At 47.0% G+C, this 16,972-nt stretch carries 14 protein-coding genes; 12 read left to right on the top strand and 2 right to left on the bottom strand.

Annotated features, from left to right (window positions below; all coding sequences use genetic code 11):
• Positions 1 to 46 precede the first annotated feature (46 nt).
• The 11 genes from pyrR to HNR63_RS08990 all read left to right on the top strand — a co-directional run bounded on the left by pyrR (position 47) and on the right by HNR63_RS08990 (position 11,793).
• Positions 47 to 583, top strand: a complete 537-nt coding sequence (gene pyrR / locus HNR63_RS09040; RefSeq protein WP_021094892.1) for a bifunctional pyr operon transcriptional regulator/uracil phosphoribosyltransferase PyrR — start codon at positions 47 to 49, stop codon at positions 581 to 583.
• A gap of 119 nt (positions 584 to 702) precedes the next feature.
• Positions 703 to 1,995: a solute carrier family 23 protein gene (locus HNR63_RS09035; protein ID WP_181520492.1), complete on the top strand. Its 1,293-nt coding sequence runs from the start codon at positions 703 to 705 to the stop codon at positions 1,993 to 1,995.
• 142 nt (positions 1,996 to 2,137) lie between these two features.
• Entirely contained in the window at positions 2,138 to 3,064 is a 927-nt protein-coding gene (locus HNR63_RS09030; RefSeq protein WP_181520491.1) for an aspartate carbamoyltransferase catalytic subunit, read from the top strand.
• Positions 3,030 to 4,313: a dihydroorotase gene (locus tag HNR63_RS09025; protein WP_181520490.1), complete on the top strand. Its 1,284-nt coding sequence runs from the start codon at positions 3,030 to 3,032 to the stop codon at positions 4,311 to 4,313. Before HNR63_RS09030 ends, HNR63_RS09025 begins: the two co-directional genes overlap by 35 nt.
• Positions 4,313 to 5,407 (top strand): carbamoyl phosphate synthase small subunit, encoded by a 1,095-nt coding sequence (locus tag HNR63_RS09020; RefSeq protein ID WP_181520489.1) that lies wholly within the window; start codon positions 4,313 to 4,315, stop codon positions 5,405 to 5,407. The genes HNR63_RS09025 and HNR63_RS09020 overlap by 1 nt, the downstream gene beginning before the upstream one ends.
• Entirely contained in the window at positions 5,400 to 8,591 is a 3,192-nt protein-coding gene (gene carB / locus HNR63_RS09015) for a carbamoyl-phosphate synthase large subunit (RefSeq protein ID WP_181520488.1), read from the top strand. The genes HNR63_RS09020 and carB overlap by 8 nt, the downstream gene beginning before the upstream one ends.
• The gene (locus tag HNR63_RS09010) at positions 8,588 to 9,352 is read left to right on the top strand and encodes a dihydroorotate dehydrogenase electron transfer subunit (protein WP_181520487.1); all 765 of its coding nucleotides are present in this window, start codon (positions 8,588 to 8,590) and stop codon (positions 9,350 to 9,352) included. The genes carB and HNR63_RS09010 overlap by 4 nt, the downstream gene beginning before the upstream one ends.
• Positions 9,349 to 10,287 (top strand): dihydroorotate dehydrogenase, encoded by a 939-nt coding sequence (locus HNR63_RS09005; protein WP_181520486.1) that lies wholly within the window; start codon positions 9,349 to 9,351, stop codon positions 10,285 to 10,287. The genes HNR63_RS09010 and HNR63_RS09005 overlap by 4 nt, the downstream gene beginning before the upstream one ends.
• Complete coding sequence (pyrF, locus tag HNR63_RS09000; RefSeq protein ID WP_181520485.1) at positions 10,259 to 10,972, top strand: orotidine-5'-phosphate decarboxylase; 714 nt, start codon at positions 10,259 to 10,261, stop codon at positions 10,970 to 10,972. The genes HNR63_RS09005 and pyrF overlap by 29 nt, the downstream gene beginning before the upstream one ends.
• Positions 10,972 to 11,586, top strand: coding sequence for an orotate phosphoribosyltransferase (gene pyrE, locus HNR63_RS08995; RefSeq protein ID WP_181520484.1), 615 nt, complete (start codon positions 10,972 to 10,974; stop codon positions 11,584 to 11,586). The genes pyrF and pyrE overlap by 1 nt, the downstream gene beginning before the upstream one ends.
• Before the next feature lie 63 nt (positions 11,587 to 11,649).
• A complete protein-coding gene (locus HNR63_RS08990) occupies positions 11,650 to 11,793 on the top strand; it encodes a hypothetical protein (protein WP_019418370.1) in 144 nt (47 codons plus the stop codon).
• Between the two features lie 78 nt (positions 11,794 to 11,871).
• Here the strand turns inward: HNR63_RS08990 and HNR63_RS08985 are convergent, their stop codons facing one another.
• Positions 11,872 to 12,345: a hypothetical protein gene (locus HNR63_RS08985; RefSeq protein ID WP_181520483.1), complete on the bottom strand. Its 474-nt coding sequence runs from the start codon at positions 12,343 to 12,345 to the stop codon at positions 11,872 to 11,874.
• Positions 12,346 to 12,450: 105 nt separating this feature from the next.
• Positions 12,451 to 14,163, bottom strand: a complete 1,713-nt coding sequence (locus HNR63_RS08980) for an Rqc2 family fibronectin-binding protein (RefSeq protein WP_181520482.1) — start codon at positions 14,161 to 14,163, stop codon at positions 12,451 to 12,453.
• A gap of 101 nt (positions 14,164 to 14,264) precedes the next feature.
• Between HNR63_RS08980 and HNR63_RS08975 the strand changes: the two genes are divergently transcribed.
• Positions 14,265 to 16,934 carry a calcium-transporting P-type ATPase, PMR1-type gene (locus HNR63_RS08975; protein WP_181520481.1) on the top strand — a complete coding sequence of 890 codons (2,670 nt, stop codon included), beginning with the start codon at positions 14,265 to 14,267 and terminating at the stop codon, positions 16,932 to 16,934.
• Positions 16,935 to 16,972: the final 38 nt, after the last annotated feature.

The raw sequence follows: 16,972 nt of genomic DNA, 5'->3' as shown, positions 1-16,972 counted from the left end.
CCCTCTCGCCAAGCGGTGAGAGGGTTTTTTGTATGGAGGTGAGACGATGCAAAAGGCAGTTGTCCTTGATGAACAAGCGATTCGGCGCGCGTTAACGCGCATTGCTCACGAAATTATTGAGCGCAATAAAGGCATTGATGGCTGCGTGCTTGTCGGCATTAAAACGCGCGGCATTTACTTAGCGAAACGATTAGCCGAACGCATTGAACAAATTGAAGGAACATCGATTCCGGTCGGTGAGTTAGATATTACATTATACCGGGACGATTTAACGGTCAAAACAGAAGACCGTGAACCGCTTGTGAAAGGAACGGACGTCCCGTTTTCCGTTACAAATCAAAAAGTCATTTTAGTCGATGATGTGTTATTTACAGGACGAACGGTGCGCGCAGCGATGGATGCCGTCATGGATCTCGGTCGCCCGGCGCAAATTCAACTAGCCGTTCTCGTTGACCGCGGTCATCGCGAGCTACCGATTCGCGCCGATTTCGTCGGCAAAAACATTCCGACATCGAGCGCCGAAATGATCGTCGTCGAATTAAAAGAAGTCGATGACATCGATCAAGTGAGCATACATGAATAAAGCACCCTTTTTAAAGGCAGTCCAGCGAGGCTGACAAAGGGGATTCGTTTCCTATACCCTCTTTGTGCCTTCGTACGGACAAAGAGGGTTTTTTATTAAAATAGAAAGGGAGAGAGAAAATGAACAAACCGGTTTTAGATGTGAAAGATGTCCCTTCTTTTGGACAGCTCATGACACTTAGCTTACAACATTTATTTGCGATGTTTGGCGCCACGATTTTAGTGCCATACTTAGTCGGATTAAGTCCAGCGATGGCGCTTATTTCAAGCGGACTTGGCACAATCGCCTTTTTAATCGTTACAAAATGGCAAGTGCCTGCTTACCTCGGTTCATCGTTTGCGTTCATTACGCCAATTATTGCGGCGAAAGCAACAGGCGGACCGGGAGCAGCGATGATCGGAAGCTTTTTAGCAGGGCTTGTATACGGCATCGTCGCTTTAGCGATTAAAAAAGCAGGTTATCGTTGGATTATGAATTTACTTCCGCCGATCGTCGTCGGCCCGGTCATTATCGTCATCGGATTAGGATTAGCAAACGTCGCTGTCAGCATGGCGATGAACGGTCCAGATGGAAAATATAGTTTAACGCACTTTTCTGTTGCAGTTGTTACGCTTGCCGCAACAATTATGTTTTCGATTTTATCAAGAGGAATGTTTAGCCTCGTCCCTGTACTCATGGGAATTATCGTCGGTTACGTGTACGCGTTAGCCATTGGCGTTGTAGATTTATCCGGCGTTGCGAAAGCAAAATGGATTGAAATGCCAGATTTCTTATTGCCGTTCGTTCATTACGATGTGCGCGTGACGCTCGATATTGTGCTTTTGATGGTCCCTGTCGCCATCGTCACGTTATCTGAACATATCGGTCACCAGCTTGTGTTAAGTAAAGTGGTCGGCCGCGACTACATTAAAGAACCGGGGTTACACCGCTCGATTCTCGGTGACGGATTAGCGACGATGATTTCAGCTCTCATCGGCGGTCCACCGAAGACGACATACGGAGAAAACATCGGTGTATTAGCGATTACGCGTGTATATAGCGTATATGTGTTAGCTGGCGCAGCTGTGCTCGCCATCGCCTTCGGATTTTTAGGAAAAGTGACGGCGCTCATTAGCTCGATTCCGACACCAGTCATGGGCGGCGTGTCGATCTTATTGTTCGGCATTATCGCCTCTTCTGGGTTGCGCATGCTTGTCGACAGCAACATCGACTTTGGCGACAAGCGAAACTTAGTGATTTCATCAGTCATTCTCGTCATTGGAATTGGCGATGCGGTCGTGAAAGTATCGGAACAATTTGAAGTGCACGGCATGGCGCTTGCAGCGATAACAGGCATCGTCTTAAACCTCATCTTGCCAGGCCGTCCGAAAGTTAGCGATAGTGTATTTGAACAAACACATGATGTTGCATAACACACCTTTTAAAAGAAGTCCAGCGAGGCTTACAAAGGTGTGAACGAGGAAATCCGTTTACTAAAACGGTCTCTTTCCTCATGCTTTCAAACACCTTGCCTCGCTTGGCAAGGTGTTTTTTACTAAAAAGGAGGAATATTTCATGAATCATTTACTAACGTTAGCAGAGTTATCGGTTGATGATGTGCTTGCCATTTTGCATGAAGCGGAACGATTTGCGAACGGGGAAACGTGGAAAGTGAATAAACAAACGTTCGTCGCCAACTTATTTTTTGAGCCGAGCACGCGAACGCGTTGCAGCTTTGAAATGGCGGAACGAAAACTTGGACTTGAAGTCATTCCGTTTGATGCAGAGATGTCGAGCGTCCAAAAAGGAGAAACGTTGTATGATACGATTCGGACGTTGCAAGCAATCGGCGTAGAAGCCGTTGTCATTCGCCACCCATCCGATCATTACTTTGAACCGCTCCGTCATGCGATTGACATTCCGATCATTAACGCAGGTGATGGGTGCGGTCATCATCCGACACAATCGTTGCTCGACTTAATGACGATTCGTCAACAATTTGGCACATTTATTGGGCTCGATGTAGCGATCGTTGGTGACATTCGTCATAGCCGAGTGGCGCGTTCGAATGCTGAAATATTAACAAGGCTAGGTGCAAACGTCTTATTTTGCAGCCCGCCGGAATGGCAAGATACAGAAAACCGTTATGGCACATACGTCGATTTTGATACGGCAGTGAAAGAGGCGGATGTCGTGATGTTTCTTCGCATTCAACACGAGCGCCACGACGAAAAAATGGGCTGGACGAAAGAGCAATACCATGAACAATATGGCTTAACGATTGAACGGGAAAAACAAATGAAACAAACGAGCATCATTTTACATCCTGCCCCAGTGAATCGCGATGTAGAAATCGCAAGCGAACTTGTGGAATGCGAACGGTCTCGCATTTTTAAACAAATGGAAAACGGCGTATACGTGCGCATGGCTGTATTGAAACGCGCATTACAAAAAGGAGGGACACAAAATGGCTACCATATTCAAACGTGCGCGCTTGCTTAATGAACAAGGTGAGTTCATCTCGGCCGATATAAAAATCGATGAAGGTCGTATTGCTCATATCGCTTCTCATATGGATGTGGACGATCATGATGAAGTAATTGATGTAAACGGTCAATTTGTCGCCCCGGGGTTTATTGACGTCCACGTTCATTTGCGCGAACCGGGTGGAGAGCATAAAGAAACGATTGCGACCGGTACGCTCGCTGCGGCGAAAGGCGGATTTACAACAATTGCAGCGATGCCAAATACAAAACCTGTGCCAGATACGAAACAACAAATGGAATGGCTCGTCAATCGCATTCGCGAAACAGCGCACGTGCGCGTTTTGCCGTATGCGGCGATTACTGTACGTCAAGCAGGAAAACAGCTCGTCGATTTTGCCGCATTAAAAGAAGCAGGGGCGTTTGCGTTTACAGACGATGGCGTTGGCGTGCAAAGTGCACGCATGATGTATGAAGCGATGCAACAAGCCGCCGCTCTTGAGATGCCGATCGTCGCGCATTGCGAAGATGAAACGTTGACGTATAAAGGGTGCGTGCACGATGGGGCGTTTGCGAAACGACACGGGCTTTCCGGCATTCCTTCCGTTTGCGAAGCTGTACATATTGCGCGCGATGTGTTACTGGCGGAGGCAACCGGCTGTCATTATCACGTTTGCCATATTAGTACGAAACAGTCGGTACGCATCGTGCGCGAGGCGAAGCGGGCAGGCATTCGCGTCACCGCCGAAGTAACGCCGCACCATTTGTTGCTTTGCGAGGAAGACATTCCTTCGCTCGATGCAAACTTTAAAATGAATCCACCATTGCGAACGAAAGAAGATCAACAAGCGTTAATCGAAGGATTGCTTGATGGAACGATTGATTTCATTGCGACCGACCATGCACCGCATACGGAAGAAGAAAAAAGTGAAGGAATGGTGCTTGCCCCATTTGGAATTGTCGGATTAGAAACGGCCTTCCCGCTTTTATATACACATTTTGTTGAAAAAGGAGTATGTACGTTAAAACAGCTTGTCGATTGGTTGTCGAAAAAACCAGCGGAGACGTTTCGCCTTGACGGCGGGCAATTAAAAGTTGGCGCAAAAGCAGATTTCGTGGTCATCGATTTACATGCAACACAAGTGATTGATCCGGCGACGTTTGTTTCAAAGGGAAAAAATACGCCATTTGCAGGCTGGACGTGTAAAGGATGGCCGACGATGACGGTCGTCGATGGAAACATTGTTTGGCAGAAAGGGAGAGAGTGATGAAACGACAACTCATTTTAGAAGATGGTACACGTTTTGTTGGAGAAGCGTTCGGAAGTAAAAGGCAAACAGTTGGTGAAGTCGTTTTTAACACAGGGATGACAGGATATCAAGAAATTTTAACCGATCCGTCGTATTGCGGACAAATTGTAACGATGACATATCCGTTGATCGGCAACTACGGCGTCAATCGGGACGATTTTGAATCGATCGAACCGCACGTGTTCGGGTTTGTTGTAAAAGAAGCGTGCCTATCTCCGTCCAATTGGCGAAGCGAAATGACGATTGACGAATATTTGCGCATAAAAAACATTCCGGGGTTAGCAGGGGTTGATACGCGCAAGTTGACGCGCATTATTCGTCAACACGGCACGTTAAAAGGAATGATTTGCGACATGGACGTTTCGGTGACAGAGGCGCTCGCGTACTTAAAAGAAACGGAGCTTATACGCGATCAAGTGAAGCGCGTATCGACAAAAAGTGCGTACGCTAGTCCGGGGCGCGGTCATCGCGTCGTTTTAATTGACTTCGGCATGAAGCACGGCATTTTGCGCGAGTTAAATAAACGTCATTGCGACGTCATTGTGCTCCCATACAATGCGACGGCAGAAGAAGTGTTGCAGTTGCATCCTGATGGGGTCATGTTATCGAACGGGCCGGGGGATCCGAAAGATGTGCCAGAGGCGATTCATATGATTCAAGGCATACTCGGTCACGTTCCACTTTTCGGGATTTGTCTCGGCCATCAACTGTTTGCGCTCGCATGCGGAGCGAACACAGAAAAAATGAAGTTCGGTCATCGCGGCTCGAATCATCCAGTAAAACAGATCGAAACAGGAAAAGTCGCGATTACTTCACAAAACCATGGCTACACCGTCACGGAGCAGTCGCTTGCTCATACGAGATTAGAAGTGACGCACATCGCTTTAAACGACGGAACGATTGAAGGGCTTCGTCATCGCGACGTTCCGGCATTTACGGTGCAATACCATCCAGAAGCGTCACCGGGACCAGAAGATGCAAACGATTTATTCGATGATTTTATGGCGATGATTGAACAGTTTAAAAAAGAAAGAGGGGTCGTTCATGCCTAAACGCCAAGATATTGAAACGATTCTTGTCATCGGTTCAGGGCCGATCGTCATCGGTCAGGCAGCAGAGTTTGATTACGCAGGAACGCAAGCCTGTTTAGCATTAAAAGAAGAAGGGTATAAAGTCATTCTCGTCAACTCCAATCCAGCAACGATTATGACCGATACAGAAATTGCTGACAAAGTGTATATGGAGCCGTTAACGCTTGAATTTGTCGCGCGCGTCATTCGAAAAGAGCGCCCGGATGCCATTTTGCCGACGCTTGGCGGGCAAACGGGGCTAAATTTAGCGGTCGAATTAGCGAAAGCAGGGGTGCTTGAGGAATGTGGCGTTGAAATTCTCGGCACGAAACTAGAAGCGATTGAAAAAGCAGAAGACCGCGAACAATTTCGCGCGCTCATGAACGAACTTGGCGAGCCGGTGCCGGAAAGCGCCATCGTTCATAGTTTGCAAGAAGCGTATGCGTTCGTTGAACAAATTGGTTATCCGGTCATCGTCCGCCCGGCATTTACGCTCGGTGGAACAGGCGGCGGCATTTGTACGAACGAAGAAGAGCTTGTCGACATCGTTTCTAGCGGCTTAAAAATGAGCCCAGTTCATCAATGTTTATTAGAAAAAAGTATCGCAGGCTATAAAGAAATTGAGTATGAAGTGATGCGCGATGCAAAAGACAACGCGATCGTCGTTTGCAATATGGAAAATATCGATCCTGTCGGCATTCATACGGGCGATTCGATCGTCGTCGCTCCGAGCCAAACGTTAAGCGATCGCGAATATCAACTGTTGCGAAACGCCTCGCTTCGCATTATTCGCGCGCTCGGCATCGAAGGGGGATGCAACGTCCAGCTCGCTCTTGATCCGCACAGTTTTCAATATTATGTCATTGAAGTAAATCCGCGCGTCAGCCGCTCATCGGCGCTTGCATCTAAAGCGACCGGATATCCGATTGCGAAACTAGCCGCAAAAATTGCGGTTGGCTTAACGCTTGATGAAATGATGAATCCGGTCACAGGAAAAACGTATGCTTGCTTTGAGCCAACGCTCGATTACGTCGTGACAAAAATTCCGCGCTTTCCGTTCGACAAATTCGAATCAGCGAACCGCCATCTCGGCACGCAAATGAAAGCGACAGGAGAAGTGATGGCGATCGGGCGCACGTTTGAAGAGTCGCTATTAAAAGCGGTACGCTCGCTCGAAACGAACGTCTATCATCTCGAGTTAAAAGAACAAGTCGATGACACCTTGCTGCAAAAACGCATTCGAAAAGCGGGCGATGAGCGTCTATTTTACATCGCCGAAGCGTTTCGCCGCGGCATAACGGTCGAACAAGTGCATGCATGGAGCCAAATCGACCCGTTCTTTTTAACGAAAATCGCCCGTATCGTCGCCTTCGAAACGGTTTTACGCGACCATGTTGGCGATATGACTGTTCTTCAACAAGCAAAAGAAATGGGCTTTTCTGATGTGGCGATCGCTAAACTTTGGCATATGGCTGAACGCGACGTATATGAAATGCGGAAACGCGCCAAAATCACACCTGTATATAAAATGGTCGATACGTGTGCGGCGGAATTTGAATCCGAAACACCGTATTATTACAGCACGTACGAAGAAGAAAACGAATCGATCGTGACCGCGCGGGAAAGTGTCGTCGTTCTCGGCTCTGGTCCGATTCGGATCGGGCAAGGAATTGAGTTTGACTACGCGACCGTTCATTGTGTATGGGCGATTAAAGAAGCAGGATACGAAGCCATCATCATTAACAACAATCCAGAAACGGTGTCAACCGACTTTAGCATTTCCGACAAGTTGTACTTTGAACCGTTAACGATTGAAGATGTGATGCACGTCATCGATTTAGAACAGCCGATTGGCGTCATCGTCCAATTCGGCGGACAAACGGCGATTAACTTAGCGGCGGAATTAGCGGCGCGCGGCGTGCGCATTCTCGGTACATCGCTTGAAGATTTAGATCGTGCGGAAAACCGCGACAAATTTGAACGGACGCTTGCGCAACTCGGCATTCCGCAACCGAAAGGAAAAACAGCATGTTCCGTACAAGAAGCAGTCCATATTGCGAACGAAATCGGTTACCCTGTTCTCGTTCGACCATCGTACGTTCTTGGCGGTCGGGCGATGGAAATCGTGTATAAGAAAGAAGAATTGCTTCATTATATGGAACATGCGGTCAAAGTAAATCCGCAACATCCAGTACTCATCGACCGTTATTTAATCGGAAAAGAAATCGAAGTCGATGCGATTTCGGACGGAGAAGACGTGTTTATTCCAGGCATTATGGAACATATTGAGCGCGCGGGCGTCCACTCTGGCGATTCGATTGCCGTATATCCGCCACAAACGTTATCAAAAGACATTCAACAAAAAATTGTCGACTATACGATTGCGCTCGCGAAAGGATTGCGCATCGTCGGACTGTTGAACATTCAGTTTGTATTGTATGACGGCGAGGTGTACGTACTAGAAGTGAATCCACGTTCGAGCCGAACCGTTCCGTTTTTAAGTAAAATTACGAACGTGCCGATGGCCAACATAGCAACAAAAGTCATTTTAGGAGAAACGTTGCAAGCGCTCGGATACAACACCGGATTAAAAGAAGAAAGCGACGGTGTATATGTGAAAGCTCCTGTCTTTTCGTTTGCGAAGTTGCGCAACGTCGATATTTCGCTCGGACCAGAAATGAAATCGACAGGGGAAGTGATCGGAAAAGATGAAACGTTTGCGAAGGCGCTTTATAAAGGACTCGTCGCTTCCGGCATTCACATTCGTCCATACGGTGCTGTGTTGTTGACGATCGCCGACAAAGATAAAGAAGAAGCGATCGACATCGCCCGCCGGTTTTACCATATCGGTTACCAGCTGCTTGCGACAAACGGCACAGCACAAACGTTACGGGAAGCGAACATTCCGGTAACCGTCGTCAATAAAATTCATACCGGTTCACCAAACATTCTTGATGTGATTCGTCAAGGCAAAGCGCAAGTCGTCATTAACACATTAACAAAAGGAAAAGAAACGGAAAGCGACGGCTTCCGCATTCGTCGCGAAGCAGTCGAAAACGGCATTCCGTGTTTAACGTCGCTCGATACGGCGAAAGCGATGCTTCTCGTTTTAGAAGCGATGACGTTTTCGACAATGGCGATGACAGAAAAGAAGGTGGGCGTATGAAGGAGAATATGACGATCATCGCTAACCGCCAAATCGCCAAAGACATTTATGAGTTGACGCTCGCAGGTTCGCTCGTTCAGCGCATGCGTACACCAGGACAGTTTGTGCACATGAAGGTGGCAAACAGCGGACCGCTACTTAGACGTCCGCTCAGCCTTTGCGACATCAATCAAGAAGCGAATGAATGTACAATTATTTACCGCGCGGAAGGGGCAGGAACGACGCTCCTTTCGCAAAAATTGCCCGGAGACACGGTCGATGTGCTCGGTCCGCTCGGAAACGGTTTCTCGGTTTCTGCGCTGTCAAGCGGACAACGCGCACTTCTTGTCGGTGGGGGAATCGGTGTGCCACCGTTATATGAATTAGCAAAACAACTAGTGAACAAAGGAGTATTTGTGACGATTGTGCTCGGCTTTCAAACGAAAGATGTCGTATTTTACGAGGAGCGCTTCGCATCGTTTGGCGAGACGTACGTTGCGACCGTAGACGGCTCGTACGGCATGAAAGGATTTGTCACCGACGTCATTCATCACCATCGCCTTTCGTTTCATGTGTTATACGCATGCGGACCGAAGCCGATGCTACGGGCGCTCGCAAACGAGTTTCCGCATCAAGACGTATATTTGTCGCTTGAAGAACGAATGGGATGCGGTGTCGGTGCTTGTTTTGCCTGCGTATGCCGCGTGCCGCATAGCGAAACGGCATATAAAAAAGTATGTAGCGACGGTCCGGTATTTCGAGCGGGGGAGGTCGTGTTATGAATCGATTAGCAGTGGAGTTGCCAGGGCTTTCATTAAAAAATCCGATTATGCCTGCCTCCGGCTGTTTCGGATTTGGACGAGAATACGCGAAATTTTACGATTTAAGCGTGCTTGGGGCGATTATGATTAAAGCGACGACGCTTGACGCGCGCTTCGGCAATCCGACGCCGCGCGTAGCGGAAACGCCAAGCGGCATGTTAAATGCGATCGGATTGCAAAATCCAGGTGTCGATGTGGTGCTCGCTGAAGAATTGCCGTGGTTAGCGCAATATGACGTGCCGATTATCGCCAACGTGGCCGGCTCGACCGTAGAAGAATATGTAGAAGTCGCTCGGCGCATTTCAAAAGCGCCAAACGTTCATGCGCTTGAGTTAAACATTTCATGCCCGAACGTGAAAAAGGGCGGCATCGCATTCGGAACCGTTCCAGAAATCGCTGCCGAGCTGACGCGGGCGGTAAAAGAAGTGTCGGACGTTCCTGTTTATGTGAAACTATCCCCGAATGTCACAAACATTGTCGCGATGGCGAAAGCGGTTGAACAAGCAGGGGCGGACGGATTGACGATGATTAATACGTTATTAGGCATGCGTATCGATGTGAAAACAGCGAAGCCGATTTTAGCGAACCGAACAGGCGGGTTATCTGGCCCAGCGATTAAGCCGATTGCGATTCGAATGATTTATGAAGTGAGTCAAGCGGTATCGATTCCGATTATCGGCATGGGCGGCATTGAAAGCGCGGAAGACGTCATCGAATTTTTTTATGCCGGTGCGAGCGCGGTCGCGATCGGTACAGCCAATTTCATCGACCCGTACGTTTGTCCAAACATTATTCGCGACTTGCCAAATGTTTTAGATGAACTTCGTATCGATCATATTTCACAATGTACGGGAAGGGGATGGAACAATGGACAAACCGTTTATTGTGGCACTTGATTTTGCATCAAAAGAAGAAGTACGGACGTTTTTACAACTATTTTCCGATACGTCGCTCTTTTTAAAAGTCGGCATGGAGCTATATTTTCAAGAAGGTCCAGCGATGATTGACGAACTGAAACAGAAAGGTCATCATATTTTTTTAGATTTAAAGCTTCATGATATTCCACATACAGTAAAACGAGCGATGAAAGGGTTGGCAAAACTAGGCGTTGATTTAGTAAACGTTCATGCTTCAGGAGGAAGTGCGATGATGCGCGCGGCGATCGAAGGATTAGAAGAAGGAACACCACACGGGATGAGCCGGCCACGTTGCATTGCCGTTACGCAATTGACGAGCACAAGCGAGCAAGTTCTCCGTGATGAACTGCTCATCGATCGCCCGATGAAAGAAACGGTCGTTCATTATGCCACGCTCGCATACCGTAGCGGGCTTGACGGCGTTGTTTGTTCCGCCAAAGAAGTGCCGCTTCTTCGCGCGTCGTTTGGCACATCGTTTATTACCGTCACGCCAGGCATTCGCTTTGCGGGCGACAACGCGGACGACCAAGTGCGCATCGTCACGCCGTATGAGGCGAAACAGCTTGGAACAAATTATATCGTCATCGGACGAAGCGTTACAAAAGCATATGATCCATATGCAGCATATGAGCGTCTAAAACGAGAATGGGATGGTGGACAATAATGAAAAAAGAAATCGCAAAACAACTTCTTTCGATCGGTGCTGTATCGTTGCGTCCAAACGAACCGTTTACGTGGGCCTCAGGCATACAATCGCCCATTTATTGCGACAATCGCTTGACGTTAGCGTACCCCGCCGTTAGACAGGCCATTGCCGACGAACTGACATCACTCATTCGCACGCATTTTCCAAATGTAGAAGTCATCGCTGGCACAGCGACGGCAGGCATTCCCCATGCCGCATGGGTGAGCGAGCGGTTGAATATGCCGATGTGTTACGTTCGCAGTCAAGCGAAAGGACACGGAAAAGGAAAGCAAATTGAAGGGAAAGTAGAACAAGGGCAACACGTCGTCGTCGTCGAAGATTTAATTTCAACAGGCGGCAGCTCATTGCATGCGGTGCGCGCCTTGCGTGAAGCGGGATGCAACGTGCTCGGTGTCGTTGCAATTTTTACATACGGATTAGAAAAAGGAAAACGAGCATTTCAACAAGAACAAGTCCCATACTATACCGTCACCGACTACGATACGCTCATGGAAACAGCGACGGAACTTGGCATCATCACCAAAGAAGAGCAAACAACGCTGCACCATTGGCGTGAACAGCTAACGAAATGATATCATGTTTTTAAAAGAATCATTTTATTTGGATAATTTAAATAAAATTGGAGGAGGGATTTAATGGACTGGATTGTCGGGATAGCTTTAATTATTATCATTTTTTTTTCAACTAGTACAATAGAAAAAACTCTTAAAACAATAAAAAGCCAAAATGATACAATTATCGAGTTATTAAAGGAGATAAAAAATAAAAAGGAATCGTAAATGTTTAAACGAAAGGGTACCAGACTTATTTTGGTACCCTTAAACTTTTGAAATTTTATAGATGAAATGTAAATTGGATCATCTCGAGATCATGCTTGTTTTTAAATAGTGGATATCGTTTGCTTGTTGAATCGAACGGAGTGAAAGTGCTTGCAGGACAGTTTCTTGACGATCTAACTTTTCAAACCCTTCTTGCATTTGTTGCGACAACTGTTCGATTTGTTGTTTCATCATTGGAATTTCTTGTACGTGCAACTCAACAACAGTGATTCGTTCCATTAATTGTCCAACCATTTCACGAATCACTGGCACAAGCGCCACATCCTCTTTCGTCGCCATACGCTGTTCGATGCTGATGATGTCATCTTTCGTGGCCATACGTTGCTCGATGCTAGCGATATCATCTTTTGTCGCCATCGTCTGTTCAATATGACTGACGCGACTTTCTAACGCTCGAATATCATCTTTTAACGCGGCGACATCATCTTTTGTTGCCATGTTCGCGCGCAAAAATGCCAACTCGTCAAAAATGCGTTGCAACAGCTGCTCCATCACGTTCACCTCCTTTTTTCCGATTCTATTATACCACCATTCGACAGAAAGAAGAGAATGAAAAAATAACAAAATATTTTGACGAAAATGAAAAAACCCGCCTACCTAGACGGGTTTTTTCATCCTCACTGCCATCTCCTCATCCGGCGTGACGTAAATCGTCTGCTGGTTTTCGTAAATGACGAAGCCGGGTTTGGCGCCGCTCGGTTTTTTGACATAGCGAACGCGCGTGTAGTCGACCGGAACGGAGCTTGAGTGGCGCGCTTTGCTGAAGTAAGCGGCTAAGTGGGCAGCTTCGATGATCGTCTGTTCTGATGGGTTTTTGCTTTTAATGACGACGTGTGAGCCTGGGATGTCTTTCGTATGAAGCCAAATGTCGTCTTTGCTTGCGAATTTGTTTGTTAAATAGTCGTTTTGTTTGTTGTTTTTGCCGACGAAAATGTCGGTGCCGTCGCTTGATACGTAGCGTTCGAGTTCGATTGTGCGCACCTTTTGTTTTTTCTGTTTTGTCGCTTTGGCGCGCAAATAGCCTTGTTCGATTAACTCGTCGCGAATGTCGTCAATGTCTTTCGGTGATGCCGTTTCAAGCTGTTGCAAAAGCGTATCGAAATATATGATTTCTTCTTTCGTCTGCTCGATTTGTTCCTGCACGATGGAAAGCGAATTTTTCGCTTTTTGGTATTTTTGAAAATAGCTTTGTGCATTTTCTGACGGCGATTTTTGTTGATCAAGCGGAATGGTGATTGTGGCACCGTTTTCGTCATAATAGTTGACGACTTCGATTTCGCTCATTCCTCGCTTGAGCGCATAAAGATTTGCGGTCAACAATTCCCCATATAGCCGATATTGTTCCGCCTGTTTTGCTTCTTCAAGCGTTTGTTGAAGTTTCAACAGCTTTTTTTCATTTTTCGCTTTTTCATTCGCGACAAATCGTTCTAAATCGTGCGCTTGTTGTTTCACGCGATCGCGTTCTGCTTTGCCGAAATAAAAACGGTCAAGCATCTCGCTTAACGTAGCAAAATGTTTTCCTTCCCCTTCGATATGGGTAAGCGGCAACGCATAAAATACGTCTTTTGTCCCGTTTGTATATATACACGGAGCAAATTTCTCGTTTCGCACATCTTCCATAAGCGTGATAAAACTTTTCGGCAACGTCGCTCGGTTAGCAAGCCCTGCGCGATAGATGACCTCGCGCGCAAAAAGGGGTGAAATGCCCGTAAATGTGGCGACGAGTTGATCGGCTAATTTTCCTGCGAGAAAATCGATCTTTTTTAACACCGTCTCTTCCGTTGCATCAAGCGGATTGATTTTGTCGTGCGATGGCGGAAATATGTAAGGCGCCCCAGGCAGCACCGTTCGATATCGGTTCACAGCAGGCGAGAGATGTTTAACGCTATCGATGATCGTATTCGTCTGTTCATCGACGAGAACGATGTTGCTGTGGCGGCCCATTAATTCAACGATGAGTTGTTTCGTACATACATCGCCGAGCTCATTTCTTCCTTTGACATGAATGATGATGATGCGATCAAAATCGACTTGCGTAATCGCTTCAATGACGCCTCCTTCAATATGTTTGCGCAGAAGCATACAAAACATCGGCGGCTCATGAGGATTATCGTACGTCTCGTTCGTCAAATGGACGCGCGCATACGTCGGATGGGCAGATAATAACAATTTATAATTGCTTCCGTGCGAACGAATATGAAGCACTAATTCGGATGGAAATGGCTGATAAATTTTTGAAATGCGCCCCCCGACAAGCGTGCGCTGTAATTCTTTTGTCATCGCATATGTAAATACTCCGTCAAACGACATAAAAAACACCTTTCTCTTTTTTCTTTTCATTATACCATATCATTTTTTTGTACATGCCTGAATAAGCTGTCATAGATAAGACAAGCGGAAGGGGGAGAGAAATGAGCTGGCACGGACTGCGTATCGAGCAGGTGGAACAACAAGTAAATACAAAAATTGACTTTGGATTAACGGAAAAAGAAGCGAAAAGACGGCTAAAACAATTTGGAAAAAATGAGCTATCGGAAGAAAAAAAACCGTCTGCGCTAAAACAATTTTTTAGTCAGTTTCAAGATTTTATGGTGCTCGTTCTATTGGCGGCAACCGCGATTTCCGCTGTATTAGGCGAATACATTGATGCGGTCGCGATCGTGGCGATTGTCATCATCAATGCTTTTTTAGGATTTATACAAGAGCGCCGAGCGGAAAAGTCGCTAGAAGCATTAAAAAAATTGTCGGCACCAGAATCGCTCGTTTTGCGAGACGGCGAATGGGGAAAAGTGCCGTCTGCTCAGTTAGTCGTTGGCGATATTGTCAAATTTGCAAGCGGCGATCGCATCGGGGCGGACGTGCGCATCGTTGAAGCGAAAGGGTTATATATTGAGGAGTCGTCGTTGACGGGCGAGTCGCTTCCCGTCGAAAAACAAACAGCGCCACTAATAGAAGATGTTTCATTAGGTGATCGTACAAATATGGCGTTTATGGGAACGCTCGTGACGAAAGGGAGCGGCGTAGGGATTGTCGTAGCGACAGGCATGCATACAGCGATGGGACAAATTGCCCATTTAATTCAGTCAGCGCCAACGATGACGACACCGTTGCAGCGGAAGCTCGAACAGCTCGGAAAAATTTTAATCGTCATCGCTTTAGCGCTCACAGCGCTCGTTGTCGTGCTTGGCGTATGGCAAGGACATGCGGTATACGACATGTTTTTAGCCGGTGTGTCGCTTGCGGTCGCCGCCATTCCAGAAGGGTTGCCAGCGATCGTCACCGTTGTATTGGCGCTCGGTGTCCAACGAATGATGAAGCGAAACGCCATCGTGCGCAAACTGCCGGCCGTTGAAACGCTCGGTTGTGCCTCTGTCATTTGTTCTGATAAAACAGGAACGATGACGGAAAATCAAATGACCGTCACGCACGTATGGGTGAATAACCGGTTATGGACAGTAAGCGGGACGGGCTATGAACCGAAAGGAACGTTTTTATATAACGGCAAACAAGAAAAAGTAGATGCTGCCTTACAGCAAATATTATTATTTGGGGCGCTATGCAATCATGCCGATATAAAGAAAAAAGGAAAAACATATATGATTGATGGCGATCCGACCGAAGGCGCCCTCGTTGTTGCGGCGGCGAAAGCAGGATGGACGAAAGAAAAAATTGCCGCTGAATTTACGATTGAACATGAATTTCCGTTTGATTCGACGCGAAAAATGATGACGGTCATCGTGAAAGATCGCGCGAATCGGCGCTTTATTGTCACAAAAGGTGCGCCAGATATGTTGCTAGAACGTTGTCGTTTCATATATATCGAAGGTCAGGCGAAACTTATGCGCGACCAAGAGCGGAAACTGGTGCAACAAACCGTCAATACGCTCGCCTCCCAAGCGTTGCGAACGATTGCCATCGCCTATCGGCCGCTTTCTTTGACGGAAACAATGAACGATGAAACGAAAGCGGAAAGCGACTTGACGTTCATCGGTTTACAAGGAATGATTGATCCGCCGCGGAAAGAAGTAAAACAAGCCATTGCGGAATGTAAAAAAGCAGGCATTAAAACAGTGATGATTACAGGAGATCATGTGTTAACGGCGAAAGCGATTGCCCAACAACTGCACATGATGCCGCCAAACGGCAAAGTGATGGACGGTAAGACGTTAGCGACGTTATCTGTCGATGAATTAGAAGACGTTGTTGAAGATGTGTACGTTTTTGCGCGCGTATCGCCCGAACATAAATTAAAAATTGTGCAAGCGTTACAAAAAAGAGGGCATATTGTCGCGATGACAGGCGATGGCGTGAACGATGCTCCGGCCATTAAAACAGCAAACATCGGGATCGCGATGGGAGTGACAGGAACAGACGTATCAAAAGAAGCCGCATCGCTCGTTTTGTTAGATGATAACTTTGCGACGATTAAAGCGGCGATCGAAGAAGGGCGAAACATTTATGAAAACATTCGTAAATTTATTCGCTACTTACTTGCATCAAACGTCGGGGAAATTTTAGTCATGTTATTTGCGATGATATTGGCGCTCCCTCTTCCGCTTGTACCGATTCAAATTTTATGGGTGAATCTCGTCACAGACGGACTACCTGCCATGGCGCTCGGATTAGACCCAGCCGAAGAAAACGTCATGAAACGGCCGCCGCGTCATCCGAAAGAGGGGGTTTTCGCCAGAGGGCTCGGCTGGAAAATCATTAGTCGCGGCTTTCTCATCGGCATGGTGACGTTGATCGCTTTTCTCGTCGTGCATACGCGACACCCGGAAAACTTAACGTATGCCCAGACGGTTGCCTTTGCGACGCTCGTGCTCGCTCAACTCATTCACGTATTTGATTGCCGAAGCGAACGGTCGGTGTTTGACCGAAATCCGTTTGAAAATATGTATTTAGTGCTCGCTGTTTTGTCGTCGCTTGTATTGTTGCTTGTCGTCATTTACTATCCGCCGCTACAACCGATTTTCCATACCGTTTCGTTGCCGCTTACGGATTGGCTGCTTATTGTTGGCTTATCGTCTATTCCGACGTTTTTACTTGCTGGCTCGTTATTTACACGCCGTCGTTCATGAAATGTTTTCGCTATATAGCGATATGTGCTATAATGAGA

This window comes from Anoxybacillus ayderensis (assembly GCF_013761015.1).
GTDB lineage: Bacteria > Bacillota > Bacilli > Bacillales > Anoxybacillaceae > Anoxybacillus > Anoxybacillus ayderensis.
Note: the sequence above shows the minus strand (reverse complement) of the source record. Positions and strands in the feature narration are given on the sequence as shown.